19 protein-coding genes are annotated in these 24,189 nt (G+C 71.9%); 11 read left to right on the top strand and 8 right to left on the bottom strand.

The window, feature by feature from the left end; translation table 11 throughout:
• The first annotated feature begins 74 nt into the window (after nucleotides 1–74).
• The 3 genes from QWM81_RS08865 to QWM81_RS08855 all read left to right on the top strand — a co-directional run bounded on the left by QWM81_RS08865 (nucleotide 75) and on the right by QWM81_RS08855 (nucleotide 2,084).
• The gene (locus QWM81_RS08865; RefSeq protein WP_290111172.1) at nucleotides 75–1,367 is read left to right on the top strand and encodes a M18 family aminopeptidase; all 1,293 of its coding nucleotides are present in this window, start codon (nucleotides 75–77) and stop codon (nucleotides 1,365–1,367) included.
• A gap of 67 nt (nucleotides 1,368–1,434) precedes the next feature.
• Nucleotides 1,435–1,659 (top strand): DUF6458 family protein, encoded by a 225-nt coding sequence (locus QWM81_RS08860; protein ID WP_290111171.1) that lies wholly within the window; start codon nucleotides 1,435–1,437, stop codon nucleotides 1,657–1,659.
• A gap of 53 nt (nucleotides 1,660–1,712) precedes the next feature.
• Nucleotides 1,713–2,084, top strand: coding sequence for a hypothetical protein (locus tag QWM81_RS08855; RefSeq protein ID WP_290111169.1), 372 nt, complete (start codon nucleotides 1,713–1,715; stop codon nucleotides 2,082–2,084).
• A 115-nt stretch (nucleotides 2,085–2,199) separates the two neighbouring features.
• On the opposite strand, the gene QWM81_RS08850 is transcribed toward QWM81_RS08855, so the two are convergent.
• On the bottom strand, nucleotides 2,200–4,023 hold the full coding sequence (locus tag QWM81_RS08850) for an NHL domain-containing thioredoxin family protein (protein ID WP_290111168.1): 1,824 nt from the start codon (nucleotides 4,021–4,023) through the stop codon (nucleotides 2,200–2,202).
• Nucleotides 4,024–4,086: 63 nt separating this feature from the next.
• Here QWM81_RS08850 and QWM81_RS08845 point away from each other — a divergent pair, with 63 nt between their 5' ends.
• Entirely contained in the window at nucleotides 4,087–4,569 is a 483-nt protein-coding gene (locus tag QWM81_RS08845; RefSeq protein ID WP_290111167.1) for an LURP-one-related/scramblase family protein, read from the top strand.
• A gap of 152 nt (nucleotides 4,570–4,721) precedes the next feature.
• Here the strand turns inward: QWM81_RS08845 and QWM81_RS08840 are convergent, their stop codons facing one another.
• Nucleotides 4,722–5,510 carry a carbon-nitrogen family hydrolase gene (locus QWM81_RS08840; protein WP_290111166.1) on the bottom strand — a complete coding sequence of 263 codons (789 nt, stop codon included), beginning with the start codon at nucleotides 5,508–5,510 and terminating at the stop codon, nucleotides 4,722–4,724.
• Between the two features lie 136 nt (nucleotides 5,511–5,646).
• On the opposite strand from QWM81_RS08840, the gene QWM81_RS08835 reads away from it, so the two are divergent.
• Nucleotides 5,647–6,471: a maleylpyruvate isomerase family mycothiol-dependent enzyme gene (locus QWM81_RS08835; protein WP_290111163.1), complete on the top strand. Its 825-nt coding sequence runs from the start codon at nucleotides 5,647–5,649 to the stop codon at nucleotides 6,469–6,471.
• A gap of 62 nt (nucleotides 6,472–6,533) precedes the next feature.
• Here QWM81_RS08835 and QWM81_RS08830 read toward each other — a convergent pair whose 3' ends face one another.
• Both QWM81_RS08830 and QWM81_RS08825 read right to left on the bottom strand, forming a co-directional pair.
• Nucleotides 6,534–7,835: an MFS transporter gene (locus tag QWM81_RS08830; protein ID WP_290111162.1), complete on the bottom strand. Its 1,302-nt coding sequence runs from the start codon at nucleotides 7,833–7,835 to the stop codon at nucleotides 6,534–6,536.
• A complete protein-coding gene (locus tag QWM81_RS08825; RefSeq protein ID WP_290111161.1) occupies nucleotides 7,832–8,473 on the bottom strand; it encodes a GntR family transcriptional regulator in 642 nt (213 codons plus the stop codon). Before QWM81_RS08825 ends, QWM81_RS08830 begins: the two co-directional genes overlap by 4 nt.
• 215 nt (nucleotides 8,474–8,688) lie before the next feature.
• On the opposite strand from QWM81_RS08825, the gene QWM81_RS08820 reads away from it, so the two are divergent.
• Nucleotides 8,689–9,621 carry a D-alanyl-D-alanine carboxypeptidase family protein gene (locus tag QWM81_RS08820; RefSeq protein ID WP_290111209.1) on the top strand — a complete coding sequence of 311 codons (933 nt, stop codon included), beginning with the start codon at nucleotides 8,689–8,691 and terminating at the stop codon, nucleotides 9,619–9,621.
• Nucleotides 9,622–9,692: 71 nt separating this feature from the next.
• Here the strand turns inward: QWM81_RS08820 and QWM81_RS08815 are convergent, their stop codons facing one another.
• From QWM81_RS08815 to pdhA, 3 genes are read right to left on the bottom strand one after another with little or no spacing between them, the layout of a single operon-like run.
• Nucleotides 9,693–11,177, bottom strand: a complete 1,485-nt coding sequence (locus QWM81_RS08815) for a dihydrolipoamide acetyltransferase family protein (protein WP_290111159.1) — start codon at nucleotides 11,175–11,177, stop codon at nucleotides 9,693–9,695.
• 15 nt (nucleotides 11,178–11,192) lie between these two features.
• Nucleotides 11,193–12,173 (bottom strand): alpha-ketoacid dehydrogenase subunit beta, encoded by a 981-nt coding sequence (locus QWM81_RS08810; RefSeq protein ID WP_290111158.1) that lies wholly within the window; start codon nucleotides 12,171–12,173, stop codon nucleotides 11,193–11,195.
• A gap of 2 nt (nucleotides 12,174–12,175) precedes the next feature.
• Nucleotides 12,176–13,351 carry a pyruvate dehydrogenase (acetyl-transferring) E1 component subunit alpha gene (pdhA, locus tag QWM81_RS08805; protein WP_290111157.1) on the bottom strand — a complete coding sequence of 392 codons (1,176 nt, stop codon included), beginning with the start codon at nucleotides 13,349–13,351 and terminating at the stop codon, nucleotides 12,176–12,178.
• Nucleotides 13,352–13,797: 446 nt separating this feature from the next.
• Between pdhA and QWM81_RS08800 the strand changes: the two genes are divergently transcribed.
• Nucleotides 13,798–14,883, top strand: a complete 1,086-nt coding sequence (locus tag QWM81_RS08800) for a phosphotransferase (protein WP_290111156.1) — start codon at nucleotides 13,798–13,800, stop codon at nucleotides 14,881–14,883.
• An 87-nt stretch (nucleotides 14,884–14,970) separates the two neighbouring features.
• Here the strand turns inward: QWM81_RS08800 and QWM81_RS08795 are convergent, their stop codons facing one another.
• Nucleotides 14,971–16,650 (bottom strand): protein kinase domain-containing protein, encoded by a 1,680-nt coding sequence (locus QWM81_RS08795; RefSeq protein WP_290111155.1) that lies wholly within the window; start codon nucleotides 16,648–16,650, stop codon nucleotides 14,971–14,973.
• A gap of 384 nt (nucleotides 16,651–17,034) precedes the next feature.
• On the opposite strand from QWM81_RS08795, the gene QWM81_RS08790 reads away from it, so the two are divergent.
• The 4 genes from QWM81_RS08790 (at nucleotide 17,035) to QWM81_RS08775 (ending at nucleotide 24,114) form a co-directional block, all read left to right on the top strand.
• Nucleotides 17,035–18,633: a protein kinase domain-containing protein gene (locus tag QWM81_RS08790; RefSeq protein WP_290111153.1), complete on the top strand. Its 1,599-nt coding sequence runs from the start codon at nucleotides 17,035–17,037 to the stop codon at nucleotides 18,631–18,633.
• A 992-nt stretch (nucleotides 18,634–19,625) separates the two neighbouring features.
• The gene (locus QWM81_RS08785; RefSeq protein ID WP_290111152.1) at nucleotides 19,626–20,312 is read left to right on the top strand and encodes a PadR family transcriptional regulator; all 687 of its coding nucleotides are present in this window, start codon (nucleotides 19,626–19,628) and stop codon (nucleotides 20,310–20,312) included.
• A 188-nt stretch (nucleotides 20,313–20,500) separates the two neighbouring features.
• Nucleotides 20,501–21,244 (top strand): ABC transporter ATP-binding protein, encoded by a 744-nt coding sequence (locus QWM81_RS08780; RefSeq protein ID WP_290111150.1) that lies wholly within the window; start codon nucleotides 20,501–20,503, stop codon nucleotides 21,242–21,244.
• The gene (locus QWM81_RS08775) at nucleotides 21,241–24,114 is read left to right on the top strand and encodes an ABC transporter permease (protein WP_290111148.1); all 2,874 of its coding nucleotides are present in this window, start codon (nucleotides 21,241–21,243) and stop codon (nucleotides 24,112–24,114) included. The genes QWM81_RS08780 and QWM81_RS08775 overlap by 4 nt, the downstream gene beginning before the upstream one ends.
• Nucleotides 24,115–24,189: the final 75 nt, after the last annotated feature.

The raw sequence follows: 24,189 nt of genomic DNA, 5'->3' as shown, positions 1-24,189 counted from the left end.
TAGTCGCAGCCACCACTGACAACGGGCCCGGCCACAGCGGTTCACCTGTCCTGACCCGACCGTAAAGTGAGGGCATGAGCAGCAATCCCCCCCGCTTCGACCGCGGCCACACCGATGACCTCATGACCTTCCTGGCTCAGTCGCCCTCGCCGTACCACGCCGTGGCGAACGCCGGGGAACGGCTGGAGAAGGCGGGCTTCCAGCAGCTGGACGAGACCGCCGCCTGGGACGGTACGAGCGGCGGGAAGTACGTCATCCGGGGCGGCGCGATCATCGCCTGGTACGTACCGGAAGGCGCCGGTGCGCACACCCCGTTCCGGATCATCGGCGCCCACACCGACTCCCCCAACCTGCGGGTGAAGCCGCAGCCCGACATGGGGGCGCACGGCTGGCGGCAGGTCGCCGTCGAGACGTACGGCGGGACGCTCCTCAACACCTGGCTCGACCGTGACCTGGGCCTGTCCGGCCGGCTGACGCTGCGCGACGGCAGCCACCGGCTGGTGAGCGCCGACCGGCCGCTGCTGCGCGTGCCGCAGCTCGCGATCCACCTCGACCGGCAGGCCAACGAGGGCCTCAAGCTGGACCGGCAGCGGCACATGCAGCCCATCTGGGGCCTGGGCGACGACGTCCACGAGGGCGACCTGATCCGGTTCGTCGCGGCCGAGGCGGAGCTGGACGCCCAGGACGTGGCCGGCTGGGACCTGATGGTCCACTCCATCGAAGCGCCCGCCTACCTGGGCCGCGACCGCGACCTGCTGGCCGCTCCGCGTATGGACAACCTGCTGTCGGTGCACGCGGGCGTGGCGGCCCTCGCCGCCGTATCGACCACGGGCGCACCCGAGTTCATCCCCGTACTGGCCGCCTTCGACCACGAGGAGAACGGCTCGGAGTCCGACACCGGCGCCCAGGGCCCCCTCCTCGGCACCGTGCTGGAGCGGTCCGTGTTCGCGCGCGGCGGCGGCTACGAGGACCGCGCCCGCGCCTTCGCCGGGACCATCTGCCTCTCCTCGGACACCGGCCACGCCGTGCACCCCAACTACCCGGAGCGCCACGACCCCACGCACCACCCGCGCGCGGGCGGCGGCCCGATCCTCAAGGTGAACGTCAACCAGCGGTACGCCACCGACGGCAGCGGCCGCGCCGTCTTCGCCGCGGCGTGCGAGGAGGCGGGCGTGCCGTGGCAGGCGTTCGTGTCCAACAACGACATGCCGTGCGGCACGACGATCGGCCCGATCACCGCCGCCCGGCACGGCATCCGCACCGTGGACGTCGGCGTGGCCATCCTGTCGATGCACAGCGCCCGCGAACTGTGCGGCGCCGACGACCCGTACCTGCTCGCCAACGCGCTCGCCGCGTTCCTGAAGTAGCCCGCCCCGCGTAGGTGTTGCGGGGCGGGGTACCCGCAACACCTACGCAGACGAGGAGGCGGGAATCATGGGCCTGGGTGGCTGCATCATTCTCATAGCGGTCGGGGCGATCCTCACCTTCGCGACCGACTGGGAAGCACAGGGCATCAATCTCGACCTGGTGGGGCTGATCCTGATGGCGGTCGGCATCATCGGTGTCGCGACGTTCACGAGTATCGCCAGGCGTCGCCGGGCGGTCGTACCGCCGGTGGCCCCCACGGTGGTGGACCCCACGGACGAACGGCGCTACTGAGCCGGTTTTCGCCCGAAACATCGGCGAAAGGCGGTGCCTGACACCGTGTCGGCATGGTTCTGCTCGGACAACAGACGGCTCTCGTACGCCACCGGGGGCCGAGGCGGCGGACGTTGCTCACCGCCGGGGCCGCCGCCGCGGCCATCTGCCTGACCGTCGCCGGGTACGTCATCGACACCTACAGCGAACGGCCCCCGTGGGGCACGGACATCGCGTACGAGGCGGGCTTCCTCCAGGGCCACCGCATCCGCCGCCACGACATGGACGGGGCGCGGGTGCGGGAGCTGCTGGAGGGCGGCTGCGCCCGGATGGAGGCCGAGGGGCTGGGCGGCCAGAAGGCCACCCACAACCCGGCGGAGTGGGTGGCCGGCTGCGTCGACGGGGCGGCCGGCCGGCCGCCCCGCCATCAGGGCCTGGCCTACTGACCCCCGCGAACTGGCCCGGCGCACCGACTTCGCGTACGGGCTCGCGTACGGGCTTCACATGCCGGCTCGCGTGCGGACTCGCGTGCTGGCTTCATGGTGCCGGCCTGCTTACTGGCTAGGCGTCAGGTCCCGCCAGGATGAGGGGAAGGCGCGCGGCCCCCTCGGGAGTGACCTTCACCGGAACGCCCCAGTCCTGCTGGTGGACGTGACAGGCCGGGTACTCGTTCGACGGGTCGTCGTCGCAGGACGCGGCCATCGCCGAGACGTGCAGCACGCCCTCGGTGACGTCCGGATTGAGCGTCAGCTCCCGGGACAGGTCCGTGCCGGTGCCCTCGCCGGAGGCGAGCAGTTCGGGCGGCGTGGCGGAGACCAGGAGCCGGGTGGAGGGGCCGTAGCGATCGTCCAGCTTCTGGCCGGTCGGGGCCTGGAACACCACGTCGAGCGTGAGCATGCCGGGCGCGATCTCGGTCGCCTCGCGCCGCGTACGGTGCGCCACGGCGTCCACCCGGACCGCTTCCTCGGGCAGCCGCAGCCGGGTCAGGCGGTGGCGGGCGGACTCGACCACCACGATGTCGTCGCCGACGAGCACGGCGTCGCTCGGCTCGCGCAGGTCGGTGGCGAGGGTGGTGACCTCACCGGTGGCGGGGTCGTAGCGGCGCAGGGCGTGGTTGTACGTGTCCGATACGGCGACCGACCCATCGGGCAGGGCGGTGACGCCCAGCGGGTGCTGGAGCAGCGCCTGACCGGCCTCGCCGTCGCGGTGGCCGAAGTCGAACAGCCCGGTGCCGACAGCGGTGTGGACGGCGCCCTCGGGGTCGATCCAGCGCAGGGCGCTCGTCTCGGAGTCGGCGACCCACAGGCGGTCGGGGGTGGCGGCGAGCCCGGACGGCTGGGCGAACCAGGCCTCGTCGGCGGGCCCGTCGACCAGCCCCTCGTTGGTGGTCCCGGCCGCCACCCGCACGGTGCCCTTCTCCGGATCGTACGCCCACAGCTGGTGGACGCCCGCCATGGCGACCCACACCTCGCCCCGCCACCAGGCGGCGTCCCACGGCGACGACAGCGCCACCTCGCGGGCGGGCCCCGCGGTGGGGGAGCCCTGCCACCACTGCTTGCCGGTCCCGGCGAGCGTGCCGACCTCCCCCGTGCTCAGGTCGAGCACCCGCAGCGCGTGATTCACCGTGTCGGCGACCACGATCCTCCCGTCCGGGAGGCCGCACAGCCCCTGCGGCTCGTTGAACCGCGCCTCGTCGCCCTTCCCGTCGACGAACCCGCGCTCGCCGCTCCCGTACCGCCGTACGACGCTCTCGCCGTCCGGGCCGAGCTCCACCACCTGGTGGCGGGTGGTGTCCGTGACCAGGAAGGTGCCGCTGTCCAGCCGGATCGCCTTGCCGGGGAAGCGCAGGTGCGTGGCGACCGGCTCCGGCGGTACGTAGGGCCCGTCGCCGCGCCGCAGGGTGCCCTTCGCCCCGTGCTCGGCCTCCAGCTCCTCGACCAGCGTCGCGAGGGCGTTGGCGTGCCCCTCGCCCGCGTGCTGGGCGACGACGTACCCCTCGGGGTCGATGACCACGAGCGTGGGCCAGGCCCGTACGGCGTACTGCTTCCAGGTGGCGAGCTCCGGGTCGTCCAGGACGGGGTGGTGGACCTCGTACCGCTCGACGGCGTCGATGACGGCCTGGTGCTCGGCCTCGTGCACGAACTTCGGCGAGTGGACACCGATGATCACGACGGTGTCCCGGTGCTCCTCCTCCAGCTCACGCAGCTCATCGAGGACGTGCAGGCAGTTGATGCAGCAGAAGGTCCAGAAATCGAGAATGACGATGCGTCCGCGCAGGTCGGCGAGGGTGAGGTCTTTTCCGCCCGTGTTCAGCCAGCCGCCTTTGCCGAGGAGCTCGGGGGCACGGACACGGGCGCGGCGGGGCGCGGAAGCGGCATCGTTCATGTTTCAAGGGTGCCATCCCGGGCTCACCGCGCCGATCAGGGCCCGGGCGGGTACGCATGCCTCATGAGATACCTGGTACGCGACAAGATCTTCGCCATCGGCGACGACTACTGGATCGAGGACGAGCACGGCCGCCACGCCTTCCTCGTCGACGGCAAGGCGCTGCGGCTGCGCGACACGCTGGAGCTGAAGGACCCGGCCGGGCGGGTGCTGGTCACGCTGCGGGCGAAGGTGCTCAGCCTGCGTGGCGCGATGACGATCGAGCGGGACGGTCACACGCTCGCCACCGTCAGCCGCAAGCGGCTGTCGCTGCTGCGCAACCACTACCGCGTGTCCCTGGCGGACGGGTCCGTCCTGGACGTCAGCGGGCGCATCCTGGACCGGGAGTTCGCCGTCGAACGGGACGGCGAGCTGCTGGCGCGCATCTCGCGGAAGTGGCTGCGGGTGCGTGACACGTACGCCGTCGATGTCGTACGGGACGACGCCGACGCCGCGCTGCTGATCGCGGTGGCGGTGTGCGTGATCCGGATGTCGGAGAAGGAGTGACGGCCGCCCCGCGCGCGGGGCCGGCGCACGGCCGGACGGTGACCGGGGGCGCCGGGTGGCCGGTGGCGCCGGGTGGCCGGTGGCGCCGGGTGGCCGCGCCGGGTGGCCGGTGGCGCCGGGTCAGGGCCTGGACATCCCCGGGGCGCGGTCCTTCAGCATCCGGACGTGCCGAGGACGCGGTCCTTCAGGGCCGGGAACTGGTCGCGGGTGGTGGTGACGCGGGCCGGGTCCAGGTCCACCGTCAGGACCTCCTCCGCCTCGCCCGCCTCCGCGAGGACCTCGCCCCACGGGTCGACGACCAGGCTGTGGCCCGCCTGGGCGATGCCCGCGTGGGTGCCGGCCGTGCCGCAGGCGAGGACGTACGCCTGGTTCTCGACCGCGCGGGCGCGGGCCAGCAGGGTCCAGTGCGCGCCGCGGCGCGCGGGCCAGCCGGCCGGGATGGCGAAGGCCAGGGCCCCGGCGTCGACCAGGCCGCGGAAGAGTTCGGGGAAGCGCAGGTCGTAGCAGGTGGCGAGGCCCAGCGGGAGGCCGGGCACCGGGACGGTCACCAGGTCGTCGCCCGCCGCCATGAGCACGGCCTCGCCCTTGTCGAAGCCGAAGCGGTGGATCTTGCGGTACGTGGCGGCGAGGTCGCCGGACGGGGAGAAGACCAGTGAGGTGTTGTAGAGCCGCCCGTCGGGGGCCCGTTCGACGATCGACCCGGCGTGGAGCCAGACGCCCGCGTCCGCCGCCGCCTTGGACATCGCCGCGTGCGTGGGGCCGGACAACTCCTCGGCCTCCGGCGCGAACGACTCGTACGCGAAGGCTCCCACCGGCCACAGCTCGGGGAGGACCACGAGGTCGGCGTCCCGCTGCTCGGCCACCAGGGAAGCGGCCCGCGCGCGGCGCGCGTCGACCGGTTCGTCCCCGTCTACTGCGATCTGGATCAACGAGGCGCGCACACTACCACCGTCCTGGCATCCGAGCCGTCAATACGGGCCTACGATCGTCACACGAAAGCACTGCCGGGGTGCCCGCGTGCAGCGTAACTTAGCTGCCACAGCACCCAGCCCGCGTACGAACCGCCCGAGGGGTCCCGTGACCGTCCATCCCAGCCTCCAGCCCTACGCCGACGCCTGGACCCACTCCATCGAAGCGATATCCGAGCTGGTGCAGCCGCTCGTCGAGGGGGAGTGGAACCGCCCCACGCCGTGCCCCGGCTGGTCGGTGCGTGACATCGTGTCGCATGTCATCGGCATGGAGTGCGAGATGCTCGGCGACCCGCGCCCGATCCACTCGCTGCCGCGCGATCTCTACCACGTACGCAGTGATTTCGCGCGCTACATGGAAGTACCGGTCGATGTGCGCCGGCACCACACCGGGCCGGAGATGACCGCCGAGCTGGAGTACGTCCTCATCCGCCGCGCCCGCCGGCTGCGCAACGAGAACCGCTCCCCCGACACGCTGATCCGCGCACCGCTCGGTGCCGAGCAGTCGCTCGAACTGGCCTACCGGATGCGGGCCTTCGACGTGTGGGTGCATGAGCAGGACCTGCGCTCGGCGCTGGGCAGGCCGGGAAACCTGGACTCACCCGGCGCGTACGTCGCCCGCGACAACTTCCTCGCCGTGCTGCCGAAGGTGGTCGCCAAGGACGCGGGCGCCCCGCCGAACACCGCGGTCGTCTTCGACATCCACGGTCCGGTGGAGTTCCTGCGTACGGTGCGGGTCGACGCCGAGGGCCGCGGCACGGTCGACGGCGCGCCCTCGCTCGGCCCGGCCGTGACGATCGCCATGGACTGGGAGACGTATGTGCGCCTCGCGTGCGGGCGGGTGAGGCCGGCGGCCGTCGCGGACCGGGTCAAGCTGGAGGGTGACGAGGAGCTGGCCGCGGCGATCCTCGCCGCCTTCGCCGTCACTCCCTGAGCCGTGACGCCCTGGCCCGTAAGGCCATCGCCCGTAACGCCATGGCCCCGACGCCCTGCCCCTTACGCGGGGACGTGGACGGCTTCCACCCGGCTCGCCACCAGCCGGTCGCGCTCGCGCCGGGCCGTGCGGGCCCGTAGCCGCAGGATCTGGGCGGTGCCCAGCGCCTGGAGGACGAAGACGGACGAGAACGCGATCCGGTAGTCGTCGCCGGTCGCGTCCAGCAGGACGCCGATCGCCAGCAGGGTCGTCATGGAGGCGGTGAACCCGCCCATGTTGACGATCCCGGAGGCGGTGCCCTGCCGCCGCGGCGGGTTCGCGGGCCGGGCGAAGTCGAAGCCGATCATCGAGGCCGGGCCGCACGCCCCGAGGACCAGGCACAGTGTGGCCAGCATCCATATCGGGGCCCGGTCGCCCGGGTACGCGACGGTGCCCGCCCATACGATCGCCGTGGCCGCGACCGTACCGAGCGCGAGCGGCACGCGCGCCCCATGGTGCCGGGCAATGATCTGGCCGTACGTCAGGCCCACGACCATGTTGGACAGCACGACGAGCGTCAGCAGGTCACCGGCCGTGGACCGGGACAGCCCCTGCGCCTCCACGAGGAACGGCAGGCCCCACAGCAGCAGGAACACCATCGCCGGGAACTGGGTGGTGAAGTGCACCCACATACCGAGCCGGGTGCCGGGCTCCCGCCATGACTCCGCGATCTGGCGGCGGACGAACGCCACGCCCGCGTGGTGCGCGGGCTCCGGTTCGTACCCCTCGGGGTGGTCCTTCAGGAACAGGACCAGCAGCACGAGGACGACCGCCCCGGCCACCGCGCTCCCCGCGAACGTCGCCGTCCACCCCAGCCCGTCCAGCAGCCGCGCGATGACGACGGTCGAGATGAGGTTGCCGATCACTCCGAAGAGTCCCGCGACCTGGGCTATCTGCGGTCCGCGCCGCGCCGGGAACCAGCGTGTGCCCAGCCGGAGCACGGAGATGAACGTCATCGCGTCGCCGCAGCCCAGCAGCGCGCGGGAGGCCAGTGCCATGCCGTACGAGGGGGAGAGCGCGAAGCCCAGCTGCCCGAGGGTGAACAGCACCACGCCGAGGGTGAGGACCTTCTTCGTACCGAGCCGGTCGACCATCAGGCCGACGGGTATCTGCATGCCGGCGTAGACCAGCAGCTGGAGTATGGAGAACGTGGACAGGGCGGAGGCGTTGATGCCGAAGCGGTCGGCGGCGTCGAGGCCGGCCACTCCCAGCGACGTACGGAAGATGACGGCGACGAGGTAGACGCAGACGCCGACGCCCCAGACGAGGGCGGCGCGCCTGCCGCCGGGGGGATCAGTGGGCAGGCCGAGGGGGGAAGAACTCACCGGTCCGCACCCCGGACCAGGACCTTCACCCGGCTGATGTGGCGTTGGACACACTGGGCCGCGCTCTCGGTGTCCCCGGTGCGCAGGGCGTCGAGGATCTCGGCGTGCTCGGCGATGTTCTTGGCGACGCGGTCGGGGTGGGCCTCCATCACGGCGACGCCCATGCGGAGTTGGCGGTCCCGCATCTGGTCGTAGAGCCGGGAGAGGATCTCGTTGCCGGCGTTGCGCACGATCTCGGCGTGGAAGCAGCGGTCGGCGGCCGCGACGGCCGCCAGGTCGCCCTCGTCGGCGTGCCCGCGCTGTTCGTCCAGCAGCTCCTCCAGGCGCTGGACGAGCCGCGCGGGGGCGGGGACGGCCTTGCGTACGGCGAACTCCTCGACCAGCAGCCGGGTCTCCACCACGTCCGCGATCTCCTGCGCGGAGACGGCGATGACCAGGGCGCCCTTCTTGGGATAGAGCTTGAGCAGCCCTTCCATCTCCAGCTTGAGCAGCGCTTCCCGTACCGGGGTGCGCGAAACGCCGACCGCCTCGGCGAGCTCCCCCTCGGTGAGGAGGGTTCCGCCCTCATAACGGCGGTCGAGGACCGCCTGCTTGACATGGGTGTAGACACGGTCGGCTGCGGGAGGGGCGGAAGGCATGCGCACAGGATAGATACAAGACGGGTGCATCAGGGGCCGTATCCACCCTGCGGACGGGTGTGCAATCGGTCACACCGGGCGATCTCATAGGCGCTTGGCGTACATCCCTTCGGGGTGCTGGTGAGTCTTGAGAACGGCACTCGCTTGCCAGCAGGTCCGGTTGAAGCGTTTTTCCCGCATGTCCACGCATTCGTGAACTCGGAGCGTTCCTTTTGATATCCATCAACACGGCCGTCCGCCGCACCGCCACGGTCGCCCTCACGGGCGGTCTGCTGCTGACCGCCTCCCCGCTCGCGGCGCCCGCGCAGGCGGCGACGCCCGTCCCCACCATCAGCGCCAAGGGCGGCTTCATGGTGGACCAGGCGACGGGCAAGGCCCTCTACGGCAAGGCCAACACCACGCGCCGCCAGATGGCCAGCACGACGAAGGTCACCACCGCCATCGTGGTCCTCACCACACCGGGCGTCGACCTCAACCGCAAGGTCACCATCAAGCAGGCGTACCGCGACTACGTCACCAGGACCGGCGCCAGTACCGCCGACCTGAAGACCGGTGACAAGCTGACCGTCCGCCAGCTGCTCTCGGCGCTGATGCTGCCGTCCGGCTGCGACGCCGCGTACGCCCTGGCCGACACCTTCGGCACCGGTACGACCACGGCCGCCCGCACCAAGTCGTTCATCGCCAAGATGAACGCCAAGGCCAAGCAGCTGGGTCTGACGAACACCAACTACGACTCCTTCGACGGCATCTCGGCGACCGGGGCGAACTACACGACCCCGCCCGAGCTCGCCAAGATGGCCCGGCACGCCTTCAGCAGCGCCACGTTCCGCGACGTCGTCAAGGCGACCTCGTACCGGACCACCGCCACCACCAGCACGGGCGCCACGCGCACGTACACCTGGTACAACACCAACAAGCTGCTCGGCTCCTACAGCGGCGCGGTCGGCATCAAGACCGGTACGGGCACCACGGCCGGCCCCTGCCTGGTCTTCGCGGCCACCCGCGGCACCCAGACCTACGTGGGCGTCGTCCTCAACGCCCCGGACCGCTGGAACGACGCGGCCAAGCTGCTGGACTACGGCTTCGGCTCCACGACGGCGAGCACCATGGAGCTGCGCTCCCTGCCGACGGGCGCCCAGCGGGACTGATCCCGGCACGGTGACGCGTGAAGGGCCCGGACGCGCGATACGCGTCCGGGCCCTTTCCGATGTACGAGGGCTCAGGCCCAGGTGATCAGCCGCTTGGGCTGCTCCAGGATCGCGGCGACGTCCGCCAGGACCTTGGAGCCCAGCTCGCCGTCGACCAGCCGGTGGTCGAACGACAGGGCCAGCGTGGTCACCTGACGGGGCTTCACCTTGCCCTTGTGCACCCACGGCTGGAGCTTGATCGCCCCGATCGCGAGGATCGCCGACTCGCCCGGGTTGAGGATGGGCGTACCGGTGTCGACGCCGAAGACACCGACGTTGGTGATGGTCACCGTGCCGCCCTGCATGGCCGCCGGGGTCGTCTTGCCCTCACGGGCCGTGGACACCAGGTCGGACAGGGCCCGCGACAGCTCGGGCAGGGTCATGTCCTGCGCGTCCTTGATGTTCGGCACGATCAGGCCGCGCGGCGTGGCGGCGGCGATGCCCAGGTTCACGTAGTGCTTGACCACGATCTCCTGGGCGGCCTCGTCCCAGGAGGCGTTGATCCCCGGGTTGCGCCTGATCGCCACCAGCAGCGCCTTGGCGATGAGCAGCAGCGGGTTCACCCGGAGCCCCGCCATGTCCTTGTCGGACTTGAGCTCCTCGACCAGCTTCATCGTGCGCGTGACGTCGACCGTGACGAACTCGGTGACGTGCGGCGCCGTGAAGGCCGAGCCGACCATCGCCTGGGCGGTGGCCTTGCGTACGCCCTTGATGGGGATGCGGGTCTCGCGCCGGGCGCCCACGGCGGGCTGCGGCTCCGGCTGTTCCTGTGCCGGTTGTCCGGGTACGGAGGCGGGGGCGGCCACCGAGGCGGGGGCGCCCACCGAGGCGGCGGCGAGCGAGACGGCCGCGTGGACGTCCTCGCGGGTGATGATCCCGTCCGGCCCGGTCGGCGTCACGGTCGCGAGGTCCACGCCCAGGTCCTTGGCGAGCTTCCGCACGGGCGGCTTGGCGAGCGGGCGGGGAGCGGCGGGCGCTTCGGGGGCGGCGGCGGGTGCCGTGGCCTCGGCGTGGCCGTTCAGCTCGCCCTGGACGGCGGCCCGCGCGGCTTCCTGGGGCGCCGCCGGGGTCTTGCGCGGGCGGCGCTTGGTGGACGACTCGGCGACCCCGTACCCGACCAGGACCGGCTGACGGCCGGACGGCTGGGCGGCGGCCTCACCGGCGCCGGCCTCACCGGCGGCGGCCTGACCGGCGGCGGGCTGACCGGCGGCGGGCTCCACGACGGGCTCGGCGACCGGCTCCGGCTCCGGGGCGGACCCCGGCGCGACGTCCACCGAGATGATCACCTGGCCGACGTCGACCGTCGTGCCCTCGGGGTAGCGCAGCTCGTGCACCACCCCGTCGTACGGGATCGGCAGCTCGACGGCCGCCTTCGCGGTCTCCACCTCGCAGACGACCTGCCCGTCCGTGACCGTGTCACCGGGCTGGACGTACCACTTGAGGATCTCGGCCTCGGTCAGGCCCTCACCCACGTCGGGCATCTTGAACTCGCGGTAGCGAGAGGACGCGGTAGTCATGGTCACGGCACTCCTCTAGTACGCGAGCGAGCGGTCGACGGCGTCGAGCACCCGGTCCAGGCCCGGCAGGTATTCCTCTTCCAGCCGTGCCGGCGGATACGGCGCGTGGTAGCCGCCCACCCGCAGGACCGGCGCCTCCAGGTGGTAGAAGCACCGCTCCGTGATGCGCGCGGCGATCTCGGCGCCGGAGCCGTAGAAGACCGGCGCCTCGTGCACGACGACCAGCCGCCGGGTCTTCTCGACCGACGCCTGGATGGTGTCGAAGTCGATCGGCGACATCGAGCGCAGGTCGACGACCTCCACCGACCGGCCCTCCTCGGCGGCGACCGCGGCGGCCTCCAGGCAGAGCTTCACCATCGGGCCGTACGCCGCGAGGGTCAGGTCCGAGCCCTCGCGCACCGTACGGGCCTTGTGCAGCTCGCCCGGGATGGCCTCGGTGTCGACCTCGCCCTTGTCCCAGTAGCGGCGCTTGGGCTCGAAGAAGATCACCGGGTCGTCGCTCTGGATGGCCTGCTGGAGCATCCAGTACGCGTCCGACGAGGTCGAGGGCGAGACCACCTTCAGGCCCGCCACGTGCGCGAACAGCGCCTCGGGCGACTCGCTGTGGTGCTCGACGGCGCCGATGCCGCCGCCGTACGGAATGCGGATGACGACCGGCAGCTTGACCGTGCCGAGCGCGCGGGCGTGCATCTTGGCGAGCTGCGTGACGATCTGGTCGTACGCGGGGAAGACGAAGCCGTCGAACTGGATCTCCACGACCGGGCGGTAGCCGCGCAGCGCGAGCCCGATCGCCGTACCGACGATGCCCGACTCGGCGAGCGGGGTGTCGATGACCCGGTCCTCGCCGAAGTCCTTCTGCAGCCCGTCCGTCACGCGGAACACGCCGCCGAGCTTTCCGACGTCCTCACCCATGATGAGGACCTTGGGGTCGGTCTCCAGGGCCTTGCGCAGCGACTCGTTGAGCGCCTTGGCGAGCGGGAGTTTCCGTACAGCCATGGTTACTTGACCTCCCCGTCCGCGAACGACGCCTGGTACGCGGCGAACTGCGCGCGCTCCTCGTCGACGAGCGCGTGCCCGTCTGCGTACACATGGTCGAACATGGCCATGTGGTCCGGGTCGGGCATGGCTCGCACGGCCTCGCGCACGCGCTTGCCGAGCGCCTCCGACTCCGCTTCCAGCTGCTCGAAGTACGCGGCGTCCGCGTGCCCCTGCTTCTCCAGGTACGTACGCAGCCGCAGGATCGGGTCCTTGGCCTCCCACGCCGCGCGCTCGTCGTCCAGGCGGTAGCGGGTGGGGTCGTCGGAGGTGGTGTGGGCGCCCATGCGGTAGGTGAACGCCTCGACCAGGGTGGGGCCTTCACCGCGCCGGGCCCGCTCCAGGGCGGCCCTGGTCACGGCCAGGCAGGCCAGCACGTCATTGCCGTCGACGCGGACGCCGGGGAAGCCGAAGCCCTGCGCGCGCTGGTAGAGCGGGACGCGGGTCTGCTTCTCGGTCGGCTCGCTGATGGCCCACTGGTTGTTCTGGCAGAAGAAGACGACCGGAGCGTTGTAGACGGCGGAGAAGGTGAACGATTCAGCGACATCGCCCTGGCTGGAGGCGCCGTCGCCGAAGTACGCGATGACCGCGCTGTCGGCGCCGTCCTTGGCGACGCCCATCGCGTAGCCGGTGGCGTGCAGGGTCTGCGAGCCGATGACGATCGTGTACAGGTGGAAATTGTTGCTGTTGGGGTCCCAGCCGCCGTGGTTCACGCCCCGGAACATTCCGAGCAGGTTCGCCGGGTCGACCCCGCGGCACCAGGCGACGCCGTGCTCGCGGTAGGTCGGGAAGACGTAGTCGTCGTCGCGCAGGGCACGGCCGGAGCCGATCTGGGCGGCTTCCTGGCCGAGGAGCGAGGCCCACAGGCCCAGCTCGCCCTGGCGCTGGAGGGAGGTGGCCTCGGCGTCGAAGCGACGGGTCAGCACCATGTCGCGGTACAGGCCGCGCAGCTCTTCGGGGCTGAGGTCGAGGTCGTACTCCGGGTGCTGGACGCGCTCACCCTCGGGCGTCAGCAGCTGTACGAGCTGGGGCTCAAGCGTGGGCTCGGTGCCCGGCGCGCCGGGTGCCTTGTTCGCGCTCGCGCTGGTGCGCTTACTGCTGCGTCGCGGCTTGCGCGCGGCAGTGCCTTCCACGGTCACGTGCGTGCTCCTCCGTCTGTCCGGCCCCCGGGGTCCGCCGGGAAGCTGGGGGTCCCCCTGCTCCTTCAGAGCGAGGGGGAGCGGCTCGCCTGTCTCCGTACGGGTGCACGGGGGTGGGTGCCCTCGGCCGGGAACAGGCGTGACAGGTGCCCCGGCGAGCCCCCTGTCATAGGCACGTTACCCAGTGCACCGCATTGCTGCGAAACCCCCTTTGACCAGCGATTTTGCTTGGATTTCCAAGTAAATCGAGAAAGGGGGGACAAATGACTGGTCACAGCCTTGTGAGCCGCCGGAACACGGGCACGTTATCCCGGGGACCCCGGACACGGGAAGAGTGAGTATCCGGGGGGACGGGACCGGTCGGACCGCGGCCGGCGACCGTGCGCTGTCCGGCCTGTTCCGCCGAGCGAGCTTCCCGACACGCTGCGTGATCTAACATTTGGTGAGTGCCGCGCTCATCTGCAACCGCCGTCCCACCCGTGAGTGCGCTCCTGCGCCGCTACGCCAACGCGGGCGAGCCCCTCTCATGCGTCCCCGTCACCCAGGGCCTGCTCAACCGCGGCTACCGCCTCGCCACCACCCACGGCGCGTACTTCCTCAAACAGCACCTCGACGCCCCCACCGCCGACCGCGACACCATCGTCCGCCAGCACCGCGCCACCCAGCGGCTGCACGACCTCGGCGTCCCGGTGGCCCCGCCCCTGGCCGACGCCGACGGCCGTACGGTCGCGGTGATCGGCGGCCACTGCTACGCCCTGCACCCCTGGGTCGAGGGCCGGCACCGGGGCGGCGCGCAGCTCACCACGGCCGGGTCACGGCGCCTGGGCGCGCTGCTCGGGCTCGTCCACACCTGCCTGGAGCAGGTCATGGAGCCCCACGGCGACCCTCGCGGCGATCAGCACGGCGACCCCTACGGCGACCCCCGCGGCGATCAGCATGGTGCCCCCGGCAGCGGCCGGCAGCACCGCAGCGCCGACCCGGACGAGACCTTCCGGCTCATCGACGAACTGCTCGCCCTCACCCGGCGCCGCCGCCCCCGGGACTCCTTCGACGAGCTCGCCGAGCACCGGCTGCTGGAGCGGCGCCGGCTGCTGGCCGAGCACACGCACCGCCGCCCGCCGCCCGCGTCGGCCGGTGGCTGGGTGCACGGGGACTTCCACCCGCTGAACCTGCTCTACCGGGGCGCGGAACCGGCGGCGATCATCGACTGGGACCGGCTGGGCGTGCAGCCGCGGGCGGAGGAGGCGGTACGGGCCGCGGCGATCTTCTTCGTACAGCCGGCCGGGGGCCTGGAGCTGGCGAAGGTCCGGGCGTACGCGCGCGCGTACCGGCGGGCGGCCGGGGCCGACTCCGCCGAACTGGCGGCGGCGGTGCACCGCGTGTGGTGGGAGCGGCTCAACGACTTCTGGATACTGCGCTGGCGCTACCAGCTGCACGACCGAAGGGCCGACCCGCAGTTCCCTGCGGCGTCGGCCCTGGCGGTGTGGTGGACACGGGAGTACGAGGCGGTCTGCGACGCCTTCACGGGCTGAGCGCGGCCGGCCGGTGATGCGGGCGGCGGGGCGGGCGGCGGGGCGGGCGGCGGGGCGAGTGGGGCTCAGCCGGTGGTGTCGCCGGGCTCAGCCGGTGGTGCCGCCCTGAGTCGTGGTGCCCTGGTCGGTACCGCCGCCCTGCGTCGTGCCGCCCTGGGTCGTCCCACCGCCCTGCGTCGTACCGCCGTCGGAGGTGCCGCCGTCCGTCGTACCGCCGTCGGAGGTGCCGCCGTCCGTCGTACCGCCCTGGGTCGTCCCGCCGTCCGTCGTACCGCCCTCGGTGGTGCCGCCCTGGGTCGTACCGCCCTCGGTGGTGCCGTCCGTCGTACCGCCCTCGGTGGTGCCGGGCGTCGACGGCGTACCGCCGCTGGGCGTCGGGTCGTCGGTCCGGGGCTGCGACGGGGTCTGGTGCGTGGGCGGGTACCAGTTGTCGTTGCCGCCGCCGGTCGAGCCGCTGGGCGGATCGGCCTCCTCCGTCTTCTCCTGGCTGGGCGACGGGCTGGCGCTGCCGGGCGTGGACGGAGAGGTGGTGGCGGGCTGCTTCCGGTTCTGTTCCTCACCTTTCGAGGTGGTCGCCTGGTCGATCGCGTACGTGACTCCCGCCACGATGGCGATCAGCGCGAGGGCGACGAACAGCCACAGCTTGCCGCGGCCACCGCCCTTGCCGCCGTTCCCGCCGCGCCCGCCGTCGTACGCGTACGCGCCGTCTTCCGGGTTCGGCGGCGGCAGGATCGGGCCCTGGGAGGTGTCGCCGTGCGTCGGGTGGCCCATCACGGCGGTCGCCGCGACGCCGCCGGCCGGGGTGCGGAGACCGTCGTGCGACGCGTCGACCGGGCCGGTGTTCCAGGTGCCGGTGTGGCCACCCTGCTGCTGGAGCATTTGCAGCCCGTACTGGACCAGACCACGCATTTCCTCGGCGCTCTGGAACCGGTCGTCCGGATCCTTGGCCAGGGCGCGCATGGCCAGGCCGTCGAGCTCCGGCGGGGCGACGTCGGAGACCTCGGACGGCGGGACCGGGATGTCCTGGACGTGCTGGTAGACGACCGACAACGGTGTCTCGCCGGTGAAGGGCGGGCGCAGCGCGAGCAGCTCGTACAGCAGGCAGCCGGTGGCGTACAGGTCCGAGCGGTGGTCGACGGCCTTGCCGAGCGCCTGCTCGGGGGAGAGGTACTGCGGGGTGCCCATGACCATGCCGGTCTGGGTCATCGTCGACTGCGCGCCGTGCAGGGCGCGCGCGATGCCGAAGTCCATCACCTTGACGGCGCCGCTGTGCGTGATGATCACGTTCGCGGGCTTGATGTCGCGGTGCACGATGCCGTGCTGGTGCGAGTAGGCGAGGGCCTCCAGCACACCGGAGACGATGATCAGCGCCTGCTCCGGCGGCGGGGCCTCGGCGTTGAGCAGCAGGTCACGGATGGTGCGGCCCTCGACCAGCTCCATCACGATGTACGGGACGGACTGGCCGTTGACGACATCCTCGCCGGAGTCGTACACCGCCACGATCGCATGGTGGTTCAGGCCGGCGACCGACTGTGCCTCGCGGGTGAAGCGGGCCTTGGAGACCGGGTCCTCGGCGAGGTCCGCGCGCAGCAGCTTCACGGCCACGGTGCGGCCCAGCCGTACGTCCTCAGCCGCGAACACCTCGGCCATGCCGCCGCGGCCGAGGCGGTGGGTCAGCCGGTAGCGGCCGTCTCCGACGAGCCCGCCGGCGCCCCACTCGGCGGCATCCGACGCTCCGCCGCCGCCTGCCTCGGATTCGGATGCCATCAGTCCTCGCCGTCGTATCTGTCCGCCCGCTCGCTCTGCGCGTGCGGTGTGCCGCCGTGTCCAAAGGGGTACTACGTCACGTCACGCTACAGCCTTCCCGCGCCGCGCCGGTTCGAGATGGACCGGCCATCCAACCGGTTCCCTGTACGCCTGTGCAAATTCCATGCCGCTCCCATGCCGGTCGGGCGCGGAGATCGGTACGGGTCCGGTGCAGAGATCGGTACGGGGCCGGTACGCGGGGCCGGTCAGCGTCGGGTAACGCTTCCGAGACGCTTGTTGCGCGTACGGTCACGGAACGGGCACCCGGCTTGACGTGTCACCGCCCTCGGGCAGACTTGGCCCGTAAAAACGGGATCACCGCGGCCACGCACGGGGGAGCAAGAAATGAGCCAGGACGGCGCACAGGGCCGCTATGCGGGCGGCTCGGTGGCGGGCGGCCGGTACCAGCTCCGCGACCTGCTCGGCGAAGGCGGCATGGCGTCCGTATACCTGGCGTACGACAGCGCGCTGGACCGTCAGGTCGCCATCAAGACGCTCCACACGGAGCTGGGTCGCGAGCAGTCGTTCCGCGAGCGGTTCCGGCGCGAGGCGCAGGCCGTCGCCAAGCTCCAGCACACCAACATCGTCTCGGTGTTCGACACCGGCGAGGACGAGCTGGGCGGCTCGCTCATGCCGTACATCGTCATGGAGTACGTGGAGGGGCAGCCGCTCGGGTCCGTGCTCCAGGCGGACATCCGGCAGTACGGCGCGATGCCGGCCGACAAGGCGCTGAGGGTGACCGCCGATGTGCTGGCCGCGCTGGAGACCAGCCACGAGATGGGCCTGGTCCACCGCGACATCAAGCCGGGCAACGTGATGATGACCAAGCGCGGGGTCGTCAAGGTGATGGACTTCGGCATCGCGCGCGCCATGCAGTCGGGCGTCACCTCCATGACGCAGACCGGCATGGTGGTCGGCACCCCGCAGTACCTGTCGCCCGAGCAGGCGCTCGGGCGCGGCGTGGACGCCCGGTCCGACCTGTACTCGGTCGGCATCATGCTGTTCCAGCTCCTGACCGGGCGCATTCCGTTCGACGCGGACTCGCCGCTGGCCATCGCGTACGCCCATGTGCAGGAGGAGCCCGTCGCTCCGTCCTCCATCAACAGGTCCGTCACACCGGCGATGGACGCGCTGGTGGCGCGGGCGCTGAAGAAGAACCCGAACGAGCGCTTCCCCAGCGCGGCGGCGATGCGGGACGAGTGCCTGCGGCTGCTGTCGGCCGGCCAGACGGGCGCGCCGGTGATCGTGCAGGGCGCGCCGGTGTCCAACAGCGGCGCGGGGGTCGGTTCCGCCGTCTTCCCGCCGGTCGACCACACGGCCCCGGCGCCCGGCCCGCACAGCGTCCAGACGCCGTACCAGCCGGGTCCGTACGGGACTCCGGCTCCGGCCCCCTCGTACGGGTACCCGCAGCAGCAGCCTGCCCCCGCGTACCGGACGCCCGCGCCTCCGCCGTACACGATCTCCCCGCAGGCCTCGTCCCCGGCGCCTTCGAACGGTGGCGGCCGGGGCAGCATGCCGGTCATCGTGGGTGCGATCGCGGCCGCCGTCCTCGCCATCGGCGGCCTGGTCACGGTGCTCGTCCTCAACGGCGAGGACGACCCGGGAACCCCGGAGGCGGGCGGCAGCACGGCGACGGATTCGGCCCAGGCCGGGCACAGGCCGCCGGAGCGCCACCGGACGATGGAGACCACCGAGTGCACGGACGCCTCGGAGGACAGCGACGACCCGGCCAAGGTCCAGGCGCCGAGCTTCACGTACAAGGACGTCATCTCGGTCAAGAGCTGTATCCAGGCGGCGGGCTGGAAGGTCAACGTCAAGGAAGTGGACGACCCGCAGTTCGCCGAGGACCAGGTGATCTCGCAGTTCCCGACGGAGGGGACGGCCGTGGTGCCCGGAAACCAGACGTTCGAGCTCACCGTCGCCACGGGTGACCCGGGTACCTGACGCCTCGGGGGGTACCTCCTGTGGGTGGCCGTGGGGGCGCCCGGGATGCCGGCGCGCATGCGGCGTGTGACGCTGAGTCCGTTGTCAGTCCGTCGTCCACGGCTCCTCAGCGGCTCGCACGGGAGGGGGTCACCCGGTGGCTCCAAGGCTCGGCCCACGGTGCGCGATGACCCTCGCGTCCTTGCTACTGGCCACGTCCTCGCTCGGGGTCGCGCCGGCCTCGTCCGCGGCGGGGAGCGGGCCCGCCTCCGAGCCGCCGGGCGCCGGGGACGTCCGCATCGGTGCCGGTGACGTCACCCGGCCGAACGGGGCCCGTCCTGCCTCGCGTCCTTCCTCCGCTCCCGCTTCCGCTCCTTCGTCCCCTCCTTCATCCGCGCCTTGGTCCACTCCTTGGTCCGCTCCTTCGTCCGCTTCGGCCCCCGGCTCGGGCTCGGGTTCCTCGGATTCCGGTTCATGGGACACCGGTTCCGGTTCCGGTCCCGGCCCCGGCGCCGGTGCTGTCCTCGGGCCGACGCGGCACGCCGCCCCGGTGAGCCCGTCGCTCGCCGGGCGGCCGGCCGGGGAGGGGCGGAAGCGGCCGGGGCGGCCGAGTTCGCCGTCCGTGAGCCCGGCCCCCTCGGCGCCGGACGCCTCATCGTCCGGCTCGGCCGACTCCTCACGTACCAAAACGGCAACAGCGCCGGAGGGGCCGTGGGGTGAGGAAACGGGAGAGGAAGCGGTACCTGAGTCGGAGTCCCCGGCGGCCGCCGACCCGCCGCTCTCGCCGCCCGCCGCCGCGTACGAGCGGGCCGCGCGAGCCTCCGAAACGGTCGTTGACCGGCAGATTCCTGTCCTGACGCTCGGCGTCGGGCTGGCCACGATGGGCCTCGGGCTCGGTTTCCTCGGGCTGCGGATGAGGCGCCGCTGAGCGTCCCCGTCCTCCTTCGGACGGACGTGCCAGATCCTTCCGCAGTCGCTTGTCGGCGCCGACATACTCGGTATACATACTGAGTATGTCCATCCGCCACGGGCTCCTCGCCCTCCTCGAACGCGGCCCTCGCTACGGCTCCCAGCTCCGTACGGAGTTCGAGTCGCGCACCGGCTCCACCTGGCCGCTCAACGTCGGGCAGGTCTACACGACCCTCAACCGACTGGAGCGGGACGGCCTTGTCGCGCAGGGCGGCGAGGACGAGGCCGGTCACGCGCTCTACGCGATCACGGAAGCGGGCCGTGAGGAGCTTCGGGCCTGGTACGACAAGCCCGTCGACCGCACCAGCCCCGCCCGTGACGAACTGGCCATCAAGCTGGCCATGGCGGTCGGGGCGCCAGGCGTCGACATCCGCAACGTCATCCAGTCGCAGCGCCGCCACACCGTCGAGGCCATGCAGGACTACACGCGCCTCAAGGCCCAGGCGATCACGGCCCTGGAGAGCGGGGCCTCACAGGAACGTGATGACGTGGCATGGCTGCTGGTGCTGGAGCAGCTGATCTTCCAGACGGAGGCCGAGGCGCGCTGGCTCGACCACTGCGAAGCCCGGCTCATCCGGCTCTCCGCCGCCGCGCGGGCGTCCGGCACCGCTCAGGACGCTCCCCCGCGCGTCCCGGACCCGGGCCGCCGCGCGCCGGCCGGGGACGCGATCGGCCTCAGCCACGCGCCGGGCGGGGATGCGACCGGCCTCAGCCGCACGTCACGGAGCTGACCACTCCGTACGTATCCGAACCATCCGCCTCATTCGCTTCATTCGCCCTCCTTCCGTCTTGTTCGTCTTGCTCGGCTTGTTCGTTTTATTTGACTTGTTCGGCTTGTTCGACTCGTCCGCTTTGTCTCGCTTTATTCGCTCCGTACGCCTGTTGACGCACGCGTACGTCCAAGGGGGGACCCCTCTCCATGTCACGACCCACGTCACAGCAGCCCGTGTTGCAACTCCAGCAACTGACCCGGGTGCACGGCACCGGCGCCACCGAGGTACACGCCCTGCGCGGTATCGACCTCGACGTCTTCCCCGGCGAACTGGTCGCCGTCATGGGCCCGTCTGGCTCCGGCAAGTCCACGCTGCTCACCATCGCGGGCGGCCTCGACACCCCCAGCTCCGGCCAGGTGATCGTCGAGAACACCGACATCACCGCCGCGGACCGCAAGACGCTGGCCGCGCTGCGCCGCCGCAGCATCGGGTACGTCTTCCAGGACTACAACCTCATCCCCGCTCTGACCGCCGCCGAGAACGTCGCCCTCCCCCGCGAGCTGGACGGCGTCTCCGCGCGCAGAGCGCGTGCCGAGGCCCTCGCCGCGCTGGCGGAGATGGGCCTGGGCCACCTCGCCGACCGGTTCCCCGACGAGATGTCCGGCGGCCAGCAGCAGCGCGTGGCGATAGCCCGCGCCCTGGTCGGCGACCGGCGGCTGGTCCTCGCCGACGAACCGACCGGCGCCCTGGACTCCGAGACCGGTGAGTCCGTGCTCGCCCTGCTGCGCAACCGGTGCGACGCGGGCGCGGCGGGTGTCCTGGTCACCCATGAGCCGCGGTTCGCCGCCTGGGCCGACCGGGTGGTCTTCCTGCGTGACGGCGCGGTCGTCGACCAGACCCTCCGCAGCGACGCCGACTCCCTGCTGTCGGGGCAGGCGGCCGAACGGTGAACAACTGGTTCCACTCGTGGCGCGCCGCGGTGCGTATCGCCCGTCGTGACGCCTGGCGCTACAAGGGCCGCAGCTTCCTCGTCCTGTCGATGATCGCGCTGCCGATCCTCGGAGTGAGCGCCGCCGATCTCACGCTGCGCAGCTCGGAGTTGTCCACCGAGGAGAGGCTGGCCCGGTCGATCGGTGCCGCCGACGCCCGGATCTCCGACTCCGGCTACGGCGGTGCGCCGATCCACCAGCACCCGGTGCAGGAAGACTCCATGCCGGTGGGCGACTTCGAGAACAAGCCGTGGCCCAGCGGCACGACGGACCTCACCAAGGCCTTCCCCCCGAACTCCACGGTTCTGGAGGACTCGCAGGGGTTCGGAAAGCTGCGCACCGAACACGGCCTGCTCCAGACCGATATCCGGGAGCTCCAGGCGGCCCACCCGATGGCCAGGGGCATCATGACCCTCCAGGACGGCCGGTTCCCCGAGAAGGCCGACGAGGTAGCCGCGACCACCCACTTCCTGGAGTCCAGTGGGCTGAGGATCGGCTCGACGCTGACCGCGCGCGGTCTCGACCGCGAGTACCGGATCGTCGGCTCCTATGAGCTGCCCGACTCCCTCAAGACCGACCAGGTCAACGCGCTGCCAGGGGCCTTCCTGGAGCCGCTCGGCAAGGCGCTCGAAGCGGAAGGCCTGGCCGACGCGAAGGAGAGCACCACGTATCTGCTGAAGCTGCCTCGTTCGGCGGCCGGGGCGGATGGTTTCACGTGGAACATGGTCAAGGAGGCCAACGCCAAGGGCGTCATGGTGATGTCGCGGGCGGTCGTGCTCAACCCGCCGGCCGACTCCGACGTACCGCTGTTCCAGATGGAGGGCTGGGGTAACTACGGCGACAGCACGGCCGCCAAGGCCGCCGCGCTCGCGGCCGCCGGTACGGTGGTCGGCCTGGCGATGCTGGAGATCTGCCTGCTGGCAGGTCCCGCCTTCGCCGTCGGCGCCCGCCGCTCGCGGCGCCAGCTCGGGCTGGTCGGGGCCAACGGCGGCGACCGCCGCCACATCCGGGCGATCGTCCTGGCCGGCGGCCTGGTGATCGGCATCGCCGCGGCGGTCGTCGGCACGGTACTCGGGCTGATCCTGACGTTCCTCCTCCAGCCGGTGCTGGAGGACTACATGGGCCAGCGATTCGGCGCCTTCGACGTCCGTCCGCTGGAGCTGCTCGGCATCGGGCTGCTCGCCGTGCTCACCGGCCTGCTCGCCGCGGTCGTACCGGCCGTCACCGCCTCCCGTCAGACCGTCCTCGCCTCGCTCACCGGCCGCCGCGGGGTGCGCCGCAGCAGCCGGGTGCTGCCCGTCCTGGGCCTCGTAGCCGTCGTGCTGGGCGCCGCGATCGCGCTGTACGGGTCGGTGTTCTCCGACCAGTTCATCATCGTCGCGGGCGGCAGCGCGATCGCCGAGCTGGGCGTCGTCGCGATCACCCCCGCCCTGGTGGGCCTGTTCGGGCGCACCGGCCGCTGGCTGCCGCTTTCGCCGCGCCTGGCGCTGCGGGACGCGGTACGCAACCGGGGGCGTACGGCGCCGGCGGTCGCCGCCGTGCTGGCGGCGGTCGCGGGCACGGTGGCCGTGGCTACGTACCAGGCGAGCAGCGACGCCCAGCAGCGGGCGGCGTACGAGGCGCGGCTGCCGTACGGCGCGGTCTCCGTCCTGGTTCGGGAGGGCGGCGGCCGGGACGTCCCGGCGGTGCGCGACGCGGTGCAGAAGAACGTGCCCGTCGAGGTGCGGGCCGATGTGGACCGGATCGCGGTCGGCAGGGCCGGCTGCGAGATGTACGGGCAGGGTGAGGGCTGCGGCCGTCATGAGGTCGTCATCCCCAAGGCCAACGAGTGCCCGATGTGGGCCTCGTCGCTCGACGGCTCGGACCCTGCGGAGAAGTTCACCAAGGCGGAGCGCCGCAAGCTCGCCGAGGACTGGCGCTGCAAGGAGGCGCCGGAGATGGCGTACACCGAGAGCGGGCTGGTCGTCGCCGACGCCACGCTGCTGAAGGTGCTCGGGATCAAGGACCCTGCGGCTGAGAGGGCACTGGCCGCGGGCAGGATCGTGTCCTTCTCCCGTTCCCTGATCGACGCCGAGGGCAAGGTCGGTATCAAGCTGATCACCGACTCCGCGAAGGCCGAGCAGGCCATGGCCCAGGGCAAGGAGGCGCCGGGCCAGGTCACGTCGTTCGACGCGTACCAGCTCGCCCGGGGAACCGAGTCCTACGGCCTGGCGGGCATCGTGCCGCCGGCCGCGGCCAAGGCGGCGGGCCTCACGACGGTGCCGTTCGGCGCGTACTTCTCGACCGACAGGCTGCCGAGCACGGAGCAGCGCCAGCGGCTGGACGACGAACTCGCCAAGACGGGCGCCGGCGTCGAGCTCCATGTGGAGGAGGGCTTCGTCAGCCAGAACAGCATCGTGTTGCTGGCGCTGACCGTCTTCGCCGGGCTGATCACCATCGGCGCGGCCGGTATCGCCACCGGTCTCGCCCAGGCGGACGCGGAGGCCGACCTGAAGACACTGGCCGCGGTCGGTGCGCCGCCGCGCGTACGGCGGACGCTGAGCGGCTTCCAGTGCGGGGTGGTCGCCGTGATGGGCGTGCTGCTCGGTTCGGCGGCGGGTGTCCTGCCGGCGATCGGGCTGCGGCTGACCGAGCGGCGCCAGCAGACGGCCTGGTACCAGGAGGCACTGGACCAGGGCGGCGGCGGCTCGATAGGCCTGCCGCACGTACCGATCGTCGTCCCGTGGGAGACGCTGGCGGCCCTGCTGGTCGCCGTCCCGCTGGGCGCCGCCCTCCTCGCGGCCCTCGTCACCCGCTCGCGCGGGGCGATGGCCCGCCGCGCGGCGACGTGATCGGCGGCTCCGCTTCTTCGGGCCGGCTGTGCGCCGTGGCCTGACTGTGCCCCCGTGCGAGGGTGGATCACTCTC

Source organism: Streptomyces ficellus (genome assembly GCF_030406405.1).
Lineage (GTDB): Bacteria > Actinomycetota > Actinomycetes > Streptomycetales > Streptomycetaceae > Streptomyces > Streptomyces ficellus_B.
Note: the sequence above shows the minus strand (reverse complement) of the source record. Positions and strands in the feature narration are given on the sequence as shown.